Annotated in this window: 17 protein-coding genes; 8 read left to right on the top strand and 9 right to left on the bottom strand. The window is 44.9% G+C overall.

Annotation, left to right across the window (positions count from 1 at the left end; all coding sequences use genetic code 11):
- Position 1 precedes the first annotated feature (1 nt).
- The 7 genes from AL01_RS01430 to nfsB all read right to left on the bottom strand — a co-directional run bounded on the left by AL01_RS01430 (position 2) and on the right by nfsB (position 6454).
- The gene (locus tag AL01_RS01430; protein WP_077395490.1) at positions 2-730 is read right to left on the bottom strand and encodes a glycosyltransferase family 2 protein; all 729 of its coding nucleotides are present in this window, start codon (positions 728-730) and stop codon (positions 2-4) included.
- A complete protein-coding gene (locus tag AL01_RS01425) occupies positions 730-2349 on the bottom strand; it encodes a capsular biosynthesis protein (protein WP_077395489.1) in 1620 nt (539 codons plus the stop codon). The genes AL01_RS01430 and AL01_RS01425 overlap by 1 nt, the downstream gene beginning before the upstream one ends.
- Positions 2350-2354: 5 nt before the next feature.
- Complete coding sequence (locus AL01_RS01420) at positions 2355-2729, bottom strand: HAD family hydrolase (protein WP_077395488.1); 375 nt, start codon at positions 2727-2729, stop codon at positions 2355-2357.
- A 79-nt stretch (positions 2730-2808) separates the two neighbouring features.
- On the bottom strand, positions 2809-3465 hold the full coding sequence (locus AL01_RS01415; protein WP_077395487.1) for an ABC transporter ATP-binding protein: 657 nt from the start codon (positions 3463-3465) through the stop codon (positions 2809-2811).
- Between the two features lie 10 nt (positions 3466-3475).
- Positions 3476-4318 (bottom strand): ABC transporter permease, encoded by an 843-nt coding sequence (locus AL01_RS01410; protein ID WP_077395486.1) that lies wholly within the window; start codon positions 4316-4318, stop codon positions 3476-3478.
- Complete coding sequence (locus tag AL01_RS01405; protein WP_077395485.1) at positions 4305-5579, bottom strand: hypothetical protein; 1275 nt, start codon at positions 5577-5579, stop codon at positions 4305-4307. The genes AL01_RS01410 and AL01_RS01405 overlap by 14 nt, the downstream gene beginning before the upstream one ends.
- 218 nt (positions 5580-5797) lie before the next feature.
- Positions 5798-6454 (bottom strand): oxygen-insensitive NAD(P)H nitroreductase, encoded by a 657-nt coding sequence (nfsB, locus tag AL01_RS01400; protein ID WP_077395484.1) that lies wholly within the window; start codon positions 6452-6454, stop codon positions 5798-5800.
- Between the two features lie 327 nt (positions 6455-6781).
- Between nfsB and bfr the strand changes: the two genes are divergently transcribed.
- Entirely contained in the window at positions 6782-7276 is a 495-nt protein-coding gene (gene bfr / locus AL01_RS01395) for a bacterioferritin (RefSeq protein ID WP_077395483.1), read from the top strand.
- A 39-nt stretch (positions 7277-7315) separates the two neighbouring features.
- Here bfr and AL01_RS01390 read toward each other — a convergent pair whose 3' ends face one another.
- A complete protein-coding gene (locus AL01_RS01390) occupies positions 7316-7579 on the bottom strand; it encodes a (2Fe-2S)-binding protein (RefSeq protein ID WP_241502647.1) in 264 nt (87 codons plus the stop codon).
- Between the two features lie 451 nt (positions 7580-8030).
- Between AL01_RS01390 and AL01_RS01385 the strand changes: the two genes are divergently transcribed.
- The gene (locus AL01_RS01385) at positions 8031-9326 is read left to right on the top strand and encodes an MFS transporter (protein ID WP_077395481.1); all 1296 of its coding nucleotides are present in this window, start codon (positions 8031-8033) and stop codon (positions 9324-9326) included.
- Positions 9327-9501: 175 nt separating this feature from the next.
- Positions 9502-10254, top strand: coding sequence for a 2,3-diphosphoglycerate-dependent phosphoglycerate mutase (gene gpmA, locus AL01_RS01380; protein WP_077395480.1), 753 nt, complete (start codon positions 9502-9504; stop codon positions 10252-10254).
- 56 nt (positions 10255-10310) lie between these two features.
- Here gpmA and AL01_RS01375 read toward each other — a convergent pair whose 3' ends face one another.
- Complete coding sequence (locus AL01_RS01375) at positions 10311-11534, bottom strand: LTA synthase family protein (protein WP_158075910.1); 1224 nt, start codon at positions 11532-11534, stop codon at positions 10311-10313.
- A gap of 285 nt (positions 11535-11819) precedes the next feature.
- Between AL01_RS01375 and AL01_RS01370 the strand changes: the two genes are divergently transcribed.
- The 5 genes from AL01_RS01370 (at position 11820) to AL01_RS01350 (ending at position 18286) form a co-directional block, all read left to right on the top strand.
- A complete protein-coding gene (locus AL01_RS01370; protein ID WP_077395478.1) occupies positions 11820-13094 on the top strand; it encodes a capsular polysaccharide export protein, LipB/KpsS family in 1275 nt (424 codons plus the stop codon).
- Positions 13087-14436 carry a capsule biosynthesis protein gene (locus AL01_RS01365; protein WP_241502646.1) on the top strand — a complete coding sequence of 450 codons (1350 nt, stop codon included), beginning with the start codon at positions 13087-13089 and terminating at the stop codon, positions 14434-14436. Before AL01_RS01370 ends, AL01_RS01365 begins: the two co-directional genes overlap by 8 nt.
- Positions 14429-15643, top strand: coding sequence for a glycosyltransferase family 4 protein (locus AL01_RS01360; RefSeq protein WP_077395477.1), 1215 nt, complete (start codon positions 14429-14431; stop codon positions 15641-15643). The genes AL01_RS01365 and AL01_RS01360 overlap by 8 nt, the downstream gene beginning before the upstream one ends.
- Positions 15644-15667: 24 nt before the next feature.
- Entirely contained in the window at positions 15668-16852 is a 1185-nt protein-coding gene (locus tag AL01_RS01355; RefSeq protein WP_077395476.1) for a glycosyltransferase family 4 protein, read from the top strand.
- Positions 16853-17035: 183 nt separating this feature from the next.
- On the top strand, positions 17036-18286 hold the full coding sequence (locus tag AL01_RS01350; RefSeq protein ID WP_077395475.1) for a polysaccharide biosynthesis/export family protein: 1251 nt from the start codon (positions 17036-17038) through the stop codon (positions 18284-18286).
- Positions 18287-18358 lie beyond the last annotated feature (72 nt).

Below are 18358 nucleotides of genomic sequence, written 5' to 3'. Positions count from 1 at the left end.
ATTATAAGCCCTCAGAAAGTAAAAATTCATACTCTGATGGTACGCCACAAAAAATTGTCTCACTATCCTCAATTAAATGGTAATTAACAAGCATTTTTTTTTCGAGAAGATGATTATACAATGGAGCAATATACAGCTCGTTAGAAGAAAAGTTTTCTCGTTCCAAAGCTAATGCCTCCAGAAAATATTTAGTCTGCGCAAAATAATACAAACCATTCGAACAAAGATCTGAAATAGGATCTTTTTCAGTAGTACGCTTTACAAAAGGGCCATTAGCATCAGGCATAGGCTCAACGTAAGACCAATTATTCCCCTCTCCCTTAAATACTTCCAAATACCCTGAACACTTCAAAAACCACTCCGTATTCGGATAGGAAAAATTCTTACGAAAACTATCAATATTAAAAATAGTCAAAGATTCAGCCATTGGCACTTCAGCTCTTTCCAAGCCAAGCTCCACAGTTTCAGCTTGACCAGAAGTAGCTTGGTCTAAAAGAACGATCTCATAGTTTTTGATACCTAACTCTTTAATTTCATTCGCTAAAAAACGTGCTGTATCCTGCACATCACGCGCAATAAAAAGAAATCTCTCACTTTCAAAATAACGAACAAAACTCATGAGAGAATGCCAAAAAACAGTCTTCCCAGCCAGCGGAAGCATATATTTGGGTTTAGCGTAACCTGCCTTCGTAAAGCGGCTTGAGAGGCCAGCCATAGGAATAACAATCATTAAACACCCTCCTCTATCTTAGAATAAAGCCTCACCGCATTTGCAACAAATGCCCTCTGCCTATCTGGACGATCAGCATGTAGAGGTAACATCGACACAAACAAAAGTGCCGTGATTGCCTGGATCTCTTTGCTATTAGTCGCCACACCGGCTATCTTCAATCTGGAAAATTTTCTTTTCAACCAAGAACGCAGTGGCACACACTCAAACTCAAGAGTCATCTCATAAGGTGACTGACTACTCAATGAATAACGGCCAGCTACAATTAAGTCGTAAAAACCTATGATAGAATGTGAAAGTTTGGCAATATCGTACCTTATATCACCATATATTTCAGCTCGATTAGGAAAAACATATCCTCTAGGATCTATTACGGATATTCTTTGTGTCCTAGAATTATATAATATGTTGCTAAAGCAAAAATCACCATGCATTACAGTAGAAAACTGCGTAGGATCATCTTTTACATAACCCTGTAAGCGCCGCACAATTTCCCTCATAGAGGGAAATTTTTCCCCATTTAGGGATAAAGGATGGTCAAGATCAAAACCAACATCATTCGCATAAGCGTTTATACGATCATTTGTTTTATTATGTACTAAATTAGAGAGATAGCTGTCACGCGGCATACTTCCCTTATATAAAGAAGCGGCCTGAAGGAAATCGGCACAGGAGTTTAATATTTTATTCCATGTTAAGCGCCCGACCCTAGAGAATACAAAAAGTTCCGCTAGGTTGGGTGCATATTGATAGTCCGTGGAATAATAACTTTTCGACTTATCTTCTGATATTCCACTATTGAAAATTCTTACCCCATAAGGCTGAATAGCCTCAGGAATACTCTTCAACCAATTTGCTTCAGCCGCCATCTTGAAATGATCAGAAGATGACTTTTTGACGGTATATTTAGTGATCTGCATAGAATTAAATGACCTAGCGGTCGTTACTAAACGACGCGAATGGAAATAATTCTGCAAATGCCCAAAATCATACCAAAAATCTACGGGTAATACTTTCATTTTGAAAATATTATTATATATATTCAGCGCATCAACAAAGTTATACTTTGCGATAACAAGGCTTCTTATTAATGAAATTGAGCTTGAGAAACTAAAAAAACCACAAGCAACAGGAGAAACTACCGCCTCTTCAGAAGAGGGTTTGATTTGAGAAAAATTTTCTACGAAAAAATTACGATGCTTTACGACTGCCCATGAATAATCATCTGAATCTTCATGTGTAACAACACAATCAGTTTCAACAGGCAACTTCTCAAACATCGTGTCGCCGTTTAAAACCCGGACAGATACAGGTCCACTCGCCAACATATTAATGGCATAGATAATAGCCTCGCCCAGTGTTTTATCATCCGGGACAAGAAGTAATGAGACATTCTTTTCCCTAAGCGCATCTTTATCGTATTGCGACAACTCAAAAGATTCAGGAAGCGTTAAGTAAATACTCTCCTTTTCACCAAGAGTTTTCTTAAATAATTCAATTTGCAGGTCATATAGACGCCCGACACCGACCGGCAGAAATGCTGGCGGAATCATACCGAATTCGGCTGCTAGCTCTTGCCCGACATAAGCTCCGGACATTATCAAATTCAAAGAAGACATCTTTTTTACTTTTCCTTATCTAATATTAAAAGAAGCTCTTCCATTGATAATTCTGCAAATTCAGATGGTCGTACAGCTCGATCATCAACATAAAACCCCTCACTACCACACCACGGTTTACCAACATAGATTTCATCGTATGGCACTTCGTGTTGATCAAGCCAAGCAATAATGGAGGGCAAGGTATGTACATTAATTTTCCCAACATCCCCTTCGTATGTTTTCATATTACGAGAGGTATGGATAGCAATACCAAACCCCTGTGCCTTATATTCACGCAAACGCATAATGACTTTTAAATTGGGCTTCTTTTTTGAATAATCCGCCTCTGACTTGTGAAGTGTTATTGTATTATCCAGATCTATTATAATACGCTTCATACGACCCTCATTGTATTCCTTAGGTAAGGTATTGTAGCTCTTTTAAAGAATCAACCTTAAGTTTTCTAGACCTTAGCAATCATAGCTCATGATACCTGTCTATCCCTTCATCTACAGAAAAACATTCATGTATTTTCCTCTGGTGAATCAAAACTGTCCTATTACAGGTAGACCTAATAAAGTCCATATTGTGAGAAACAATTAAGAGAGTTCTATCGGATCGTTTGTTAAACAACTCATCCTCGCACCTCTTAGTAAAACGTGCATCCCCCACCATAATAACTTCATCAATCAAATAACAATCAAACTCAATTGCTAACGACAAAGCAAAAGCAAGCCTAGCATGCATACCCGATGAGTATGTTTTTACAGGATCGTAGAACTGCTTCCCTAGTTGAGCAAACCCTTCAACGTAATCTAATGTTTCCTTATAGTCCAAATCGTAAACACGACATATAAAACGCAAATTATCGTGTCCAGAGAGACTTCCTTGGAAAGCCCCTCCAAATGCTAAAGGCCACGAAACCGTCATTCCCTTGACAATTTTTCCTGCGGTAGGCTGCTCTACTCCACCAATCAACTTAATAAGAGTAGACTTACCAGCACCATTTCTTCCAAGTAAACCTAGTTTATCACCTTCTTTCACATCCAAATTAATACGGTCTAAAATAAGACGTCTCTCTTTCCCAACATGAAAGCTCTTACTGAGACCAATACATCTAACACTGCGTTCCATACCATCTACCTTATGAAATCTTGATATGTGGTCTTATCCGCTGAGTCATATACAGACCCACTAAAAACTGCAGCGTACAAGAAGCGAGAAGAAACAAAATGGAATAATGTGGAACAACAGCTATTCCAAATTCACCAGAACGAATCATTTCTATGCAATTTGCCAATGGTGAATATTCAAGAATAAATTGATAACGTGCAGGAATCCATTCCGTCATCGCAAAGGCCCCAGTTAAGGGCAAAGACACATATGTGAGAATACCTACTGCTTTTTCCAACAACTCAGAAAGTTCACTTAACGCAGCAACAATTAATGCGAACCCATAACAAAAATACACTAAAAAAAATACGCCCACATAAACCAACCACCAATTCTGAGGAGCAGGCATATAACCTAGAATTTCAGAACCAAAAAACACTAAAGCTCCAGCAAGAATAGTTCCAAATATTTCAAGTGTAGATCGTGCTACGTTAATATCAAAAGGTGTAACCAATTGATGAAACAACAAACTTGAGTTCACCTCATATGCCTTAACAGAGCGCATTACGACATGTCGCCACATTGTCAATGGCACATATCCTGTAACAATCATTGCCGTCATCTGCAGGCCATGTTCATGTGAAGGTCGAATAGCCGTCCACACTATCGCAACACCTGCGCAGAAAAGAATTGGCTCACCAATAACCCATAAGAAACCAATATTCTCACGACCATAACGTGTATGTATTTCACGCATCATAAGCGCATAAATAACACGCCATTGCGTAGCAAAAGCCTGACGCAACGTCGGCGTAACGTGCCGTGCGGCACTTCGCCGACCATGCCTTGATACCCGCTGATTACTGGAGGGCATGTTCACGCGCCCCAGAAACAAGAAGCGAACCTGTAGCATATACAGTCAGACAGGTCAGGAACGTTATCAGCAGAAAGATTAAATTGCGCGGATATTCAGCGTAATCAGGCAAACTCGGCTGGGCAACAACTGTAACATAAAGCATCTGCCTATCAGCCTGAGCCTTAGCCATTTCCAAAGCCGTTGCCTCAGCAGCAAGCTTCTTCTCGATAATGCTACGTTTCACAGCCAACTCATCATAGTTCAGAAGCTTAGGAACTAAAGAACCTGATGTCCCCTTCTTCCCCGTTATATGGGATTGCATTTGCTGCACTTGCGCTTGAATAGATGCAATACGTTGGCTGTAGACCTTACGTAAAGGGCTATTAGGAGCCGTCATATCAAGCTGCTTCTTTTCAGCCTCCAGCATAGACAGTGTTGTCTCAAGCGATAAAGTAGCCCCCACCATAGGAATGGCTTGCTTCATTGGGTCAATCGTAGCGTTTGTGTACCGATAAGCAGCTAACTGCAATTCAGTATCATGAAGCTCTTTCAAGCTTGTATCCAGCTCAACTTGAGCTGCATGCAACGTATTATAACGCTGCCTATCATTCATTTCATTTACCAGTTTTTCAGCGGCTCCCAACAAAGTTTGGGCAATACGCTGAGAATCTTCAGCAGAAAAAGTACGTACCCTTAGATGAGAAATACCTGTCTCTTCATCAATACGTGCTTTCACGTGCCCTAAATAGAAATCATAGAAACTTTCAAAATCACTTCTTGTAAAAAGAGACGGGAAACGCGCTACGAAATCAGCATATGGACGATTAAAGATGCTCTTTATATCTACCTCATGAATTAACAATCTTAAAGCATCTCGAGACATCATATAATCTTGCACAGCATATGTGTCCTGACTTCCCCCATGACTAGACTCCAGCAGACTACCGAGCCCACCGAGGGAACCACTACCAGGAGCTTTACCACGCACAAGAAAATGCGTCTCTGACACGTATTGAGGCGCTGCAATGAAGCAAAGATATATGGCCATCATCAAGGTCGGTAACAAAACGACAACCGAGAATACCCACTGTCGACGCAACCACCCGATGATGCTCAAGCCAACCTTTCGTAGAAAGCTAACAGGAGTATTCTTCTCAGGGCTGTACACCTCAGATTTAGAGCTATTCTGTTCACCATAGGGAGCAGTCGCAGGTACATGCCCTATATTTTCTGAGAATGTTTCCTTCACCGTCAGCTTCCTAACATTTTTAGCGGCCATTTTATCCCGCGGTTTTACCAAGGGAAAATTTTCTCTGCAAGTTCGCTACATGCAACACTCAGGAAACGCTAGCAAAGATGAAAAACCTGAACATTATAGGATGTTTGAGCGAATTTAATTGATAAACACATAGAAACACTTATTTGCATTATAAAAAATAATCGTTTTTCCAATAAAATACCAGAGAGAGAAAGATCTCCCTCTGGTATGATTTTTTCTTAAGCCTTTGAGAAAACTACATCCGGAGAGAGACGAGATTTAGGACGTTTTGCATTATTATCCTGCTCCGCATGATAACCGAGAGATACAATCACCTGAGGCGTCAAGCCTTTCTCTTGCAAACCAAACTCCTCAACAAGGATATCCGGGTAGAAACCTTCAATTGGGGTTGCGTCAACCCCCAACAAACCAGCCGATAAGAGAAGGAAGCCCTGCGCCAGATACACCTGTTTCTGATTCCAGAAGGCAACATCGCCTGCCTTAACATGCTGCTGGACGTAACCCGCACGAGCAGCCTCTAGCCACTCACGATCGGCCTGTGTGTCATACCGACCATCCTGCTCTTCTTTATTCAGAACCTCTGTCAGGTAAGACTTCGGCAGCTCATCCCGTGAGCAGAGTAGAATAACGTGAGAGGCCTCAATAATTTTCTTCCGGTTATAAATAACCTCGCTATCAGCAGGCGTTGCTTTAGCCAAACGCTGTTTGCCAGCCTCATCATCAGCCACAATAAAGTGCCAAGGCTGAGCGTTAACGGAAGACGGGCTGTAACGCAAAGCTTCCAGAAGCTGCTTTACTGTTTCTTCAGGAATACGACGTGTGGCATCATATGCCTTAGTAGCGTATCGTGTTCTCAGAGTATGTGAAAGATCCATAACCCTTATCCCTTTCCAAAGTTATGTTCCATGAATATCAAACAATAAGAGTCCGGTAAAGCACCCCTCCTCCTGCCGATACCTTTATTAAGCAGGGAAAACCTATCATCGTAATAAGATTTCCAAAAACAACCGTAACACCTAAGAAATAGAACAATATCTCCAAAATGAATTTGATAATCCTTTTCAATAAAACTCGATGATAATGATTATCAAATACGAATACATGAAAAATATATTTTTTTATTGCATTCCATCCTATTAAAAACTAAACATCGGCCGTCGGATACGATCCAACAGTTCATACATAACATGATGGAGAGCCCAATGGCTGCGAAAGACCCAAAGGTAATTGAATATCTCAACGCACAGCTCGCCAATGAGCTGACAGCAATCAACCAGTACTTCCTCCACTCCCGTACCCTGAACCACTGGGGCGTTACCAAGCTTGGTAAGAAAGAGTATGAGGAGTCCATTGAGGAAATGCGTCATGCCGACTGGCTGATCGAACGCATCCTTTTCCTGGGCGGCCTGCCGAACCTCCAGCATCTGAATCCGCTTCAGATTGGTGAAAATGTTAAGGAAATTCTGGAGTGCGACCTAAAGGTCGAAGCTCTGGCTCTGGAAAACCTGCGTGAAGGCATCGCCTACTGCGAAAGCGTCCGCGACTTCGTGTCACGCGACCTGCTGTTCCGTATCCTTGCAGATGAAGAATCTCATGAAGACTTCATCGATACACAGCTAGACCTCATCAAGCAGGTTGGCCTGGAACGCTACATCACGCTGAACTCTGACAGCGCCGACCAGAACAACGGTCACTGATAACTGTCAGAAACTGACCTTATAAGAAGGAGCCTTCCCTCACAGGAAGGCTTCTTTTTTTTGTTCGATCTCATCATTATTAACAGCCTGCGCCGCCATATTCTGCTCAATCGCAACTGTTGTCGGGCAAGGACAGTGCTTCCGCCGAGCCTCTTTTAAAAGACAGGCAACGCCCTTTACACAGTTCCCGCACTTCACCTGACACTGGCGTGCTGAATAGACCTCAGAAACCTTCATGATCCCGGCCTGAATGGCAGCCTGCACATCCCTGTCAGACAAACCGTTGCACGAGCATATAATCATCTGAACCCCATCCCTCATTTGGCTCTTATTGAGACGCTAATGATAATGACATTCTTTCGCAACTAAAAATTTCATAGGTTCTGCTTTCACATTTCAGAATGAGATCGAAACAACATGCGAAAAAATCCTATCTTACTGAAAAAGAAAAGCGATTCATAAATAGGTCTCAGAAAAACAATTGCGCTTCATATAATATGCTGGATATGAAGCATAAAAAATCGCATATGCCACAAAATTGAAAAAAAATTACCTTTATGATATGCGTATCATACTTCTTCGTGCAGATAAGCGTACTGGTTTCTTATTCCAAGACCAGCAATAACAACGCTCACTGTACGGACGATCATTTAACGACCTGAGCACTCTCGTAAGGTCAGTCAGTCATCTATGGAAGATGAATGGTCGAAACACCGGCCTTTCTTCTTCCTCTATCAGTAAATGGAGAGAATTTATGACAGAACAACCAGACATAAAAAAACACCCTGTTGAGAAAATAGGCATACCCTCTGCCTTGTTCTGGGCCTTTATCGGGCAACTTCTCTTCATGGTTGGGGATGGTGTTGAGGCCGGGTACCTTGATACCTTTATGCTACATACCGGTCATCCTCAAAGTTTCGTCAATGAGCTGTTCACCTTTTACGGTATTACCGTGATGATTGCAGCGTGGTTTGCCGGCCCATTATCAGACCTCATGGGACCTAAAAAGGTTATGTGGATCGGGCTGATTCTTTGGGCCGTTCTAGAGGCTGGCTTCCTCATATTTGGACTAACTCCCAACAACAGCACGTGGATTCTCACTTTCTACGCTTTGCGTGGGTTTGCCTATCCCTTATTTGCTTACAGCTTTCTGGTCTGGATCGCAGCAGCAACCCCTACATCCATGCTTGGCGCAGCAGCAGGATGGTTCTGGTTTTCCTTCTCTGCAGGCCTGCCTACTCTTGGCTCCCAGTTTGCTCGTTTCGCCATCCCTGCCATTGGTGAAATCAACACATTCTGGTGCTCTCTGGGGCTAGTCATCATTGGCGGATTGACGGCACTACTTTTCACGAAAGAGCCAACCGGCACACGCCGTCTTCTTCCCGCTGATGTGTCTGCCAGACAGGTTTTCCTTGGATCCATCAGCATTGTCTGGCGGGAACCCAAGACCCTCATTGCAGGTATCGTGCGTACCGTTGACACATCTTCGGAATATGCCTTCTTGGCTATTATGCCGGGCTTCTTTGTCGATCATCTTGGCTTTACGCTGGGACAGTGGCTCAATCTTCTGTCACTCATTTTTCTGAGTAACATTATTGTTAACCTGATATCCGGTATGGTGGCCGATAAGATTGGCTATCGCTTTGTAGTTGCCGCTTTTGGGGGTGTTGGGGGCTTCATAACCATTCCCCTCTTTTATTACATTCCCCTCTGGTATCCCGGAAACTTTTTTGCCGCCGCCATAGTCGGCATACTCTACGGTGCCTCTATCGCTGCCTTCGTGCCTCTCTCCGGTTTGATGCCGCAGATCTGCCCACGAGAAAAAGCAGCGGCTCTCTCTATTCTCGGCTTGGGTGCTGGAGCTTCAACATGGGTTGGTCCTGCAATCGTATCACTCTGTGAAATGATCTTTGGCGTTGGGATGTCTTACGTCATCTGGACATTCGCCATCATCTATCTGCTATCAGCCGTTCTAACCATGACACTCACAGTCTCGCCAGAAGCACGCCGCTACACCAAAGAACAGGAGCAACAACGAACGAGAGCATAACATTCCTTCCAGAAAGACCATCCTTCCATGGATGGTCTTTTCTGCATGCTTTAGCATTCCTCATAACGGATATGCTCTCACAGACGGTGTTAAGTGTGTCTGAACCCTTGCAGTTCAGACTGGAGTGGCGCAATCTCCCCCTGTTGCTAAAACCTTATACATTAAGGAGTTCATCATGGCCGTAACAAAGCTTGTTCTGGTCCGTCACGGCGAAAGCCAGTGGAACCAGGAAAATCGCTTCACTGGTTGGTATGACGTTGACCTTTCGGAAAAAGGACGCAGCGAAGCTAAGGCTGCCGGCCAGTTGCTGCATAAGGAAGGCTATTCTTTCGATTACGCTTACACCTCCGTGCTGAAGCGTGCCATTCATACACTCTGGAATATTCTGGATGGTGTGGATCAGGCATGGCTGCCGGTTGAAAAGAACTGGCGTCTGAACGAGCGTCATTATGGTGCTCTCCAGGGCCTTAACAAAGCTGAAACCGCCCAGAAATATGGTGACGAGCAGGTGAAGCAGTGGCGCCGTGGCTTTGCTGTAACCCCGCCGGCTCTGGAGCGCTCCGACGAACGCTTCCCTGGCCATGACCCTCGCTACTCTGCTCTGAGCGCAGACGAGCTGCCGGTCACGGAAAGCCTCGCCCTGACTATTGAGCGTGTCATCCCCTATTGGGAAAACACCATTCTGCCGCGCATCAAGAAGGGCGAAAAGGTCATTATTGCTGCTCACGGCAATTCTCTGCGTGCTCTGGTGAAATATCTGGACAACATGACAGAGGATGAAATCCTGAACCTGAACATTCCGACAGGTGTGCCGCTGGTGTATGAGTTCGATGAGAACTTCAAGCCCGTCAAGCACTACTATCTTGGTAATGCTGAGGAAATCGCCGCCAAGGCAGCCGCTGTCGCCAACCAGGGTAAAGCCAAGTAATCCCTGCCTGATGACAGGAAAAGGCGGCTCTCTATGAGCCGCCTTTTTTATATCTGCTACCCACCAATATGTTTCAAGATGCTCTTATGTAACCCAGCTGGCGTTACATCAACGGGATTACCCGCTATCTCTGTGACTTCAGCTGCGTTAGGGCGCAAAATCACATAGTGCGTGCTCCTCTCCAACCCTTCGACAGCAGGCAGAGGTTCCAGAGCAGGTCTATGATCCCCAAAAAAGACCAACATCACATCTCGACCACTTTCCTTGATACCTTCAACCAGCTCACGCAGCATAGCATCGCCATTCTGTACGTGCTTATGCCATGCGTCCGCACCGCTTGGCTGCCCCAATCGTCCCTTCTTCCAAGGGCCATGATTTTCAATCGTGACGCAATAAGCCAGAAAATGATTATTCTGCTGAAGGTAACGCAAAAGCTCCGCCGTTAGAGCACGGTCACTTATATAAGGACCAACCCTCTCCCCCTCAGAAAAACGCTCACGGCCGATGATATCCGTGAATCCCCATAGAGGTAACAGACGGTTACGTCCATAAAACCGTAAATCATAGGGGTGTAGAAAAAGCGCTTTTTCATAAAACCTACTTAAACGCTTAGGCAATGCGTGAGAAGGCGATTGATCTGCCGTCAGAAATGGGTCGAAAAGGCGATAAGACAATGCCTCATCATCATCACCACACAGGACACCATATTCACTACGCATCGTGTATGCCCCTAACCCGCTGGGTAAAAACCGCCCCCATTGCACAGCTTCTTTTTTGTACTGGAGAAGCGCAGGCAAAGACGCCCACTCTTTCCTCAGGTCAGCAGGATCAGCAAACGATTCACACTGGATGATGATGACAGACTCTGGTGCTCCAGGTCTCTTTGGCACAGCCTCTTTCACCGGCAACGGGGACAACTTACGGCAACGCACCACATAGAGTAACAGCGTTGGCAAAAGGCCATTATTATATATATCTGCCCATAGAGCGGGCTGTCTCGCTTCAGTATCGCTATCCCTTTCAAGCAACCTCCAAAGAAGACCACCTGATGCAATAGCCCCTAACATACCAACCAACCTGCCTCTCAGGTCAAGTGAGGATGCTAGTATAATAAGAAAAATCAAAATAATAAAAACAAATATAGATAAAAATCTTACAAATAAAGGGATACCCTGAATATAAAAACGTGGGTGTTTAAAAAATGAACCAACCAGAGAAAAATCAGTAAAAACAAGAGGTTCATTCAAAAGACGCATTTTAAGATTCGATGCTGTCACCATGACACTCATCAAAACCGCTACGAGCAACAAGGAGATACCTACAGCCCCTGTCAAGCACAAAAAAATACTTCCAGCTATCATGATAGGCAGAGCACGTAACAAAATGAAACCTGGCTTCCTCAAACCTCGAGAAGGCCGGACAAAAAGATCAATTCCCTCCCCTATCAAGAAGCTCCCCACGATCATTATCAATAATGTTACGATATAATATGACATTTACAGGCTCTAGAACTCCACACTCAATCAAGTAGTTTTTATAGACTTATATATTTTTTTAACACAGCTATGAATTCCTCAAAAACAAGACTAAGTAGGCAAAATGAATATTCAATAAATTTTTATGGCCTCTCTTCTCCCTTTCACAGAAAAACACTTCCTGATAAGAGGCTACAAGCCCTGCCGTGCCCTTGGTATAAAAAGGCCTCTAATTTTCCCATGTCGCGCTTTTTTTCTGCATCTGGAACCAAACCGGCCAAGCCGATTGCCGCCTGCTACGGAATAACATGGTGGAAACGCGACCGTATCCGGGCTTTCTTGGCACAGGACGTATCACCACGTTTTTTCTGGTTTTCACGCTGTGCTCTCTTTTATGCTCGAAGAAAAAACAAGGGCCTGGCTGTCTGGGCCAATCGTTTCACGCCAGCTTTGCAGGCTCAGGCACGCGCCATGAATGTCCCTCTCTTTATCGTGGAAGATGGCTTCATCCGTTCACTCGGTTTAGGAAGTGGCTTCCTACCCCCTTGCTCCATCATTCTTGACAGTCAGGGCGCCTATGTCGACCCGTCCCACCCGAGTGACCTAGAGGATATGTTACGGGAGGCAGACATTGCCCCAGATACTCGAGAGCGAGCCAATAGCCTCATAGCTACAATAAAAGAACTCCATATTTCCAAATACGCTTCCAACTCTGCGCCACAAACTGAAATACCTCTTCCAGATGATGGTCGTCCCATTATCCTCGTTCCCGGTCAGGTCGCTGGTGATCTTTCCGTTGTAAGGGGTGGTGGAGCCATAACGAGCAATCTGGCTCTCCTTATGGAAGTACGCCGTTTAAACCCGAATGCTTGGATCATCTATCGTCCCCATCCTGACGTAGAAGCTGGCCATAGAGCCGGACATCTTTCAGACGAGACAATTCTCTCCTACGCTAATGCCATACACCGCGGAGGGAGCATCAGCCAGCTTCTCGAACAAATTGATGAGGTCCATACCCTGACATCATTAATGGGTTTTGAAGCCCTGATCCGCAATAAAAATGTCACAACCTACGGTGCTCCTTTTTATGCAGGCTGGGGCCTAACAACACATCTAGGGCCCGATCTACCTCGCAGAGGACGCAAACGAGATATCGTAGAACTTGCAGCAATAACTCTGATTCTGTATCCGCTCTACATCAACCCAGAGACAGAACAACATTGCGAGGTAGAAGACTTAATCGACTGTTTCGGCAATGCCGATTTCTGGCGACCGACATACATCATGAAGCTACGCCAGAAACAGGGCAAGATACGTCATTATTTTACTCGTCTTATCGCATCACATCGGACACCACATGCCTGACAATGCAAAAAAATACACAGAAAACATGGAAACCACGTCTCACCTTTTTGAAGACCCAGCACTCACAGAAACGGGAACGCTTATTCCCGCCTCGTTAGAGAACCCTCCAGTAAAAAAGCGTAATTTTCTTCTCCTCCAGGGCTTAATGGGGCCATTTTTTAGATATATCGGTCGCGCTCTAAAGGAACGTGGCCATAATGTCTGGAAGATCAATTTTAATGGTGGCGATGAACTTTTCTGGCGCTTAAGTGGCGGTATTGCCTTCAGAAAAAATTATGGTACATGGCCTGCCTTTTTTGAGAGCATCCTACGCAAACATGCAATTACAGACGTTCTACTTTTCGGTGACTGCCGGGAACTCCATCGTCAAGCCATCTTAATATGTCGTGAACTGGGCATCGCTGTTCATGTTTTTGAAGAAGGCTATATACGCCCAGACTGGGTTACACTAGAGCTCGGGGGAGTTAACGGTAACTCCACTCTCCCCAAGGACCCAGACTGGTATTATCAGCGCGCTAGTCAACTCGCACCTATTGCCCCTCATAAGTCTGTTCCTTCCTCCTTCCGGCGCCGTGCTCTGGAAGGCATTGCCTACAACGCCGCTACCATCTTGTTGAAATGGCGCTTCCCACACTGGGCAGATTACAGACCATGGTCTCCGTTAGAAGAAGGGGTTGGATGGTTACGCCGTCTCTGCCGCCGCAAAATGGCTCACAAACGTAGCCACGCACTGACAGAATGGCTGATTGAAGGGCCGAAGCCATATATGCTGCTGCCTCTCCAACTTGATGCAGATGCACAACTGCGGCTGCATTCCCCCTACTCCGGTGTAGCAGAAGTTATAACCGAGGTGCTTGTTTCCTTCGCCCGCCATGCTCCGCTAGAAATGCGCCTCCTTATAAAAGAACACCCGTTGGATAACGGTGTCCAAGACTGGAGAAAATTGGTCCAGCGCCTTGCAGCGACGCATGGTGTCAGCAACCGAGTTGATTATATGGAGCTAGGCGATATCGCTACACTCGTTAAGCATGCCCAAGGGGTTGTAACTGTAAATAGCACTACAGGTACGCTTGCTCTGGCCAGTAATGTACCTGTGCTTACGCTTGGAGACGCTATTTACGACTTACCCGGTCTGACAGCACAATCTTCGCTTGAAGAGTTTTGGCACTCACCTCCACCACCCGATCCAGTCGTTTTTGCCGCATTCCGACGCGTGTTGATTGAACAATGTCTCATCCCCGGAGGTTTTTTCTCCGAAGAAGGGTTAGAAAAACTGACACGAAATACCATCATTCGGCTAGAAAATTATTCCGCACAGAAGAACGTAAATAATCATGAGTGAACAATCTTTTTCATTTATCTTGGATATCTCACGCCTTCTCTCACGAGCGGGGCAGACTGTTCCAACGGGGATTGATCGCGTTGAACTTGCTTATGCAGAGTATCTTCTAACGCACCACAAAGATAATACATATTTTGCTGCATTCGCTTTTCCGGGTTGGATAGGTTTTCTTCCCAAAAAGGTCGTTCTACCATTCATCTCTGCTTTAGCGGCAGGGTGGAATCTTGGGAAAAAAAGTAATATTGCAAAAGCACTCAAGATTTCTAGGGCACTAAAAGCACGTTTATTCCTGCCACCAACATTTCCCGTTATAAAAGGAACAGCTATATACCTGCTCGTGTCGCACCATCATCTGATGAATATTAAGGCGATCAAGCGTTTCTTGTTGCGCACACACGCACATTTCATACCAATGATTCATGATATTATTCCCATCGAATATCCCGAATATTCACGCCCACGGGAAATGATGCGTCACAAAGCACGCATGAAAACTGTCATGGCACTCGCTGATGCCATTATCGTACCAACAGACCAAGTTGGTATTTCTGTGAAATCACTCTTTACATCTACAACCCGACACGACCTCCCTATCTGGACCATCCCGCATGGTGTCCATCAGAGCATACATCGCAAAGATGACTATTCTTCCAAAGATGACACCCCCTATTTTGTATGTTTAAGCACAATTGAACCACGTAAAAACCATATGCTTCTACTGCATTTATGGCGCAAAATAGTAGAAGAACGTGGCAAAGATGCCGTTCCACGGCTCATCCTTGTCGGAAAACGTGGCTGGGAAAATGAAAACATTCTCGACCTTCTAGAGCGTGCTCCGGCGTTACAGAGTGTTGTCATAGAGAAAAACTCCCTTTCTGATGAAGATGTGGCGTCTCTTCTTCAGAATTCAAACGGTCTTCTCTTCCCTAGTTTCACAGAAGGGTATGGCCTGCCGCTTACCGAAGCCATGAGTTTGAGTGTTCCAAGTATCTGCTCAGATATTCCTGTTCTGCGAGAAATCGGTGAAGATATTCCCCTCTTCATCGATCCTCTAGATGCTCCAGAATGGGAAAAGGCAATAGATGACTTTTGCCAACATGGCCCACTCTGGCAGGCCCAAAAGGAACGTCTCAAAACATGGACCCCCGTATCCTGGCCTCAGAGCGTCCACAACGCCTTAGAACACTGCATGACCATAAAATTATAAGACAGTATGGAAAAATAAGCTCGTATGTTTAAAGAAAAGCCGTCTACTCCTCCTCTCCCCCCCCAAGAAGTATGGCTTGATGGCCGTAATGTCGGACGCAAGAATGGGACAGGAGTGCACTATTATGCGTTGAACCATCAACGCATCTTGCAAGAGTCCGGTTTTAAAACGGCATGGCTCCTTGAGAATACCAATGACCGCCCTTTACAGTCTGGTTTCATCCGTTTCCTGAAAGCACTATGCTATCCTCAACCGCGCATTAGCTCCCCCTTTTCATCGGAGTGGGGAGAAGCACGCCTGGTGCATGACTTATACCGAATAGCCCATGTGCATTACCGATATCGCGGCCATATCCTAAAATTACGTCCAACCTCACCTCCCAACATCATGCATTGGACGTATCCTCTCCCCATACTTATGGAGGGATGCGTGAACTTGGTCACTATTCATGACTTGATCCCCCTTACACAACCGCATTTGACCCGTATAAACCCCAATAAGTTTCATCGTCTCATTCAAGATTTAATAAATAATCATGTCCATTTCATTACTGTTTCTGAAACAGTGCGCCATCAAATGCTATCCCTGTTTCATATAGAGCCTGAACGTATAACAACACTCTATCAACCCGTTCACTTTGATGAACACACCAAAGAAGCCATTCTCCGAGCACCTCAAATAGTTCCTGAAAACTCTTTCATATTTTATGGAAGAATTGAACATCGTAAAAATATTGAACGTCTGTTAGACGCTCACGCTATTAGCAATACAGAAACGCCTCTCGTGCTGATCGGTCCTGATGGCGATGATAAACCCGACTGCAGACCTAGAAATCCCCACAGTAAGGTTATTCGCCTGCCATGGTGTGATCGGTTCTCGTTACTTCGGGCCTTAAAAGAGGCAAAAGCTCTTCTCTTTCCTAGTCTAGCCGAAGGCTTTGGCTTACCTATTATTGAGGCCATGGCCTTAGATGTCCCAGTTCTTACCGGTTACGGAGGGGTGACAGAAGAAATTGCCGGGAATGCAGCTTTTTTATGTGATGCCATGGACGTTACTGACTTGGTACAAAACATCCAAAAGCTCGATGCTCTTTCTCCATTAGAGCGCCAAACGATAACCCAAAAGGGACGTATAAGAGCAAACTTCTTCTCCAAGACAGAGTATCAAAAGCGTTTCTCGATTTTTATGAGTAATTTCCAGAAACAGTGAATTGAAAAATTATTTTTTATTTATGCAGGCATTCCCTAGACGCATTTCTAATGCTCCATAATGCCTACCTTCCATTATCTAATCCTCCACTAAGGCTATAGCTGAGCTAGGCTTGCCTTACCTATAAAAAATAGATAATGACACATTAGCTTCTCTCGATCTGATCACCAGCAGGGCGACCAAATGTTCCGTTTCTCCTCAAACAGAAAAACGTTCTCTCGTACCACCAAAACGTCCACGTTTTTCCTCAAGGCCACGGTTGGACTGACAGCCCTGTTTTTCGCTGGTTGTAGCTGGGTGCCCCGCTCCAGCCCTACGCAGAAACAAGTTCATCATTACACTAAATCACCAGCAAACAAAGCTGCTCTTGATTACAAGTTACTTCCTGTAACACCTGAGATTGCTGACATTCTTTCCTCTGAAATCCGTCCTCTAATTTCTACGCTAGATAAGAACCAACTCCGAACATCACTGAATGATCACATCGGTGCGGGAGACATTCTTGGGATCACTATTTTTGAACTAGGAAATGGTCTTTTCTCGTCATCAGATAGAAGTCTCGCAGGAACAAGTTCAAGCGGTGAAAGTGCCGTAGGTGGTGCTCCCCGTATTTCAGCACAGAACCTACCTCCTACACAGGTCGAAGGTGATGGCACAATCATGGTCCCTTATGTGGGGCGCATGAATGTTCTAGGGAAAACCCCTAGTCAGGTAGCAACCATCATTCAGGATCACCTCAAGGATAAATCTCAAGACCCGCAAGTTATGGTCCGTATCCAAAACGATATAGGGAATACGGTTATCGTTTCTGGTGAGATTCTACATCCTGGCCGTGTTGTCCTTTCACTCGCTAATGAGCATCTATCTGACGTCATCGCTATTGCAGGCGGTGCAAAATATCCCCCCAAAGACTCTCAAGTAGAGCTAGTCCGTAAAGACAAGATTGGCGTTACAGACCTAGCTACTCTTGAAAACCATCCTGAAGAAGATATCAGAGCAGACCCGGGTGACCGTATCCGCGTTATTTACCAGCCACGGACCTTTACGGCCTTTGGGGCAGTTGGGCAGACCCAGCAGCGTAATGAGATTCAGTTCGGAACGGCCAATCTGAGCCTAGCTGGTGCTATTGCCCGTATAGGAGGGCCCTCTGATAGTCGAGCAGATGGGAATGCAGTCTATCTCATCCGCTATGAAAATGCTGATGTCTGTAGACGCCTTGGCGTACCCGTGAAAGTCGGCATGCAGTCAGCACCAGTTGTTTATGAGATTGATATGCTCAATCCAACACAGTATTTCTTAGCTCAAAGAATTCCTATGAAGGACCACGATTCAATTCTTATTGCTGATGCCTCGACAAACTCCATCTTCAAAGTCAACATGATTATCGGCGCACTGTTCGGGCAAGCTGCCTCTATTGCGGTCATGGCACGATGAATCCGAGCAGTTAGCTCGCAGATCATCAGCCTTTCACAAGAGGCTCGTAGTGTGTATGCTGGTGTGGCGTTG

It is taken from the genome of Bombella intestini, assembly GCF_002003665.1.
Lineage (GTDB): Bacteria > Pseudomonadota > Alphaproteobacteria > Acetobacterales > Acetobacteraceae > Bombella > Bombella intestini.
This window is presented reverse-complemented; position numbering and strand designations above follow the sequence as displayed.

What these genes read in the sequence shown, in the direction of transcription:
- nfsB (WP_077395484.1), bottom strand. Translation starts at nt 6,454, where the DNA reads ATGGATCTTTCACATACTCTGAGAACACGATACGCTACTAAGGCATAT.
- AL01_RS01375 (WP_158075910.1), bottom strand. Translation starts at nt 11,534, where the DNA reads ATGGTGACAGCATCGAATCTTAAAATGCGTCTTTTGAATGAACCTCTT.
- AL01_RS01405 (WP_077395485.1), bottom strand. Translation starts at nt 5,579, where the DNA reads ATGGCCGCTAAAAATGTTAGGAAGCTGACGGTGAAGGAAACATTCTCA.
- AL01_RS01415 (WP_077395487.1), bottom strand. Translation starts at nt 3,465, where the DNA reads ATGGAACGCAGTGTTAGATGTATTGGTCTCAGTAAGAGCTTTCATGTT.
- AL01_RS01430 (WP_077395490.1), bottom strand. Translation starts at nt 730, where the DNA reads ATGATTGTTATTCCTATGGCTGGCCTCTCAAGCCGCTTTACGAAGGCA.
- AL01_RS01370 (WP_077395478.1), top strand. Translation starts at nt 11,820, where the DNA reads ATGAATTCCTCAAAAACAAGACTAAGTAGGCAAAATGAATATTCAATA.
- AL01_RS01365 (WP_241502646.1), top strand. Translation starts at nt 13,087, where the DNA reads ATGCCTGACAATGCAAAAAAATACACAGAAAACATGGAAACCACGTCT.
- AL01_RS01350 (WP_077395475.1), top strand. Translation starts at nt 17,036, where the DNA reads ATGTTCCGTTTCTCCTCAAACAGAAAAACGTTCTCTCGTACCACCAAA.
- gpmA (WP_077395480.1), top strand. Translation starts at nt 9,502, where the DNA reads ATGGCCGTAACAAAGCTTGTTCTGGTCCGTCACGGCGAAAGCCAGTGG.
- AL01_RS01425 (WP_077395489.1), bottom strand. Translation starts at nt 2,349, where the DNA reads ATGTCTTCTTTGAATTTGATAATGTCCGGAGCTTATGTCGGGCAAGAG.
- AL01_RS01420 (WP_077395488.1), bottom strand. Translation starts at nt 2,729, where the DNA reads ATGAAGCGTATTATAATAGATCTGGATAATACAATAACACTTCACAAG.
- AL01_RS01355 (WP_077395476.1), top strand. Translation starts at nt 15,668, where the DNA reads ATGTTTAAAGAAAAGCCGTCTACTCCTCCTCTCCCCCCCCAAGAAGTA.
- bfr (WP_077395483.1), top strand. Translation starts at nt 6,782, where the DNA reads ATGGCTGCGAAAGACCCAAAGGTAATTGAATATCTCAACGCACAGCTC.
- AL01_RS01410 (WP_077395486.1), bottom strand. Translation starts at nt 4,318, where the DNA reads ATGCCCTCCAGTAATCAGCGGGTATCAAGGCATGGTCGGCGAAGTGCC.
- AL01_RS01390 (WP_241502647.1), bottom strand. Translation starts at nt 7,579, where the DNA reads ATGATTATATGCTCGTGCAACGGTTTGTCTGACAGGGATGTGCAGGCT.
- AL01_RS01385 (WP_077395481.1), top strand. Translation starts at nt 8,031, where the DNA reads ATGACAGAACAACCAGACATAAAAAAACACCCTGTTGAGAAAATAGGC.
- AL01_RS01360 (WP_077395477.1), top strand. Translation starts at nt 14,429, where the DNA reads ATGAGTGAACAATCTTTTTCATTTATCTTGGATATCTCACGCCTTCTC.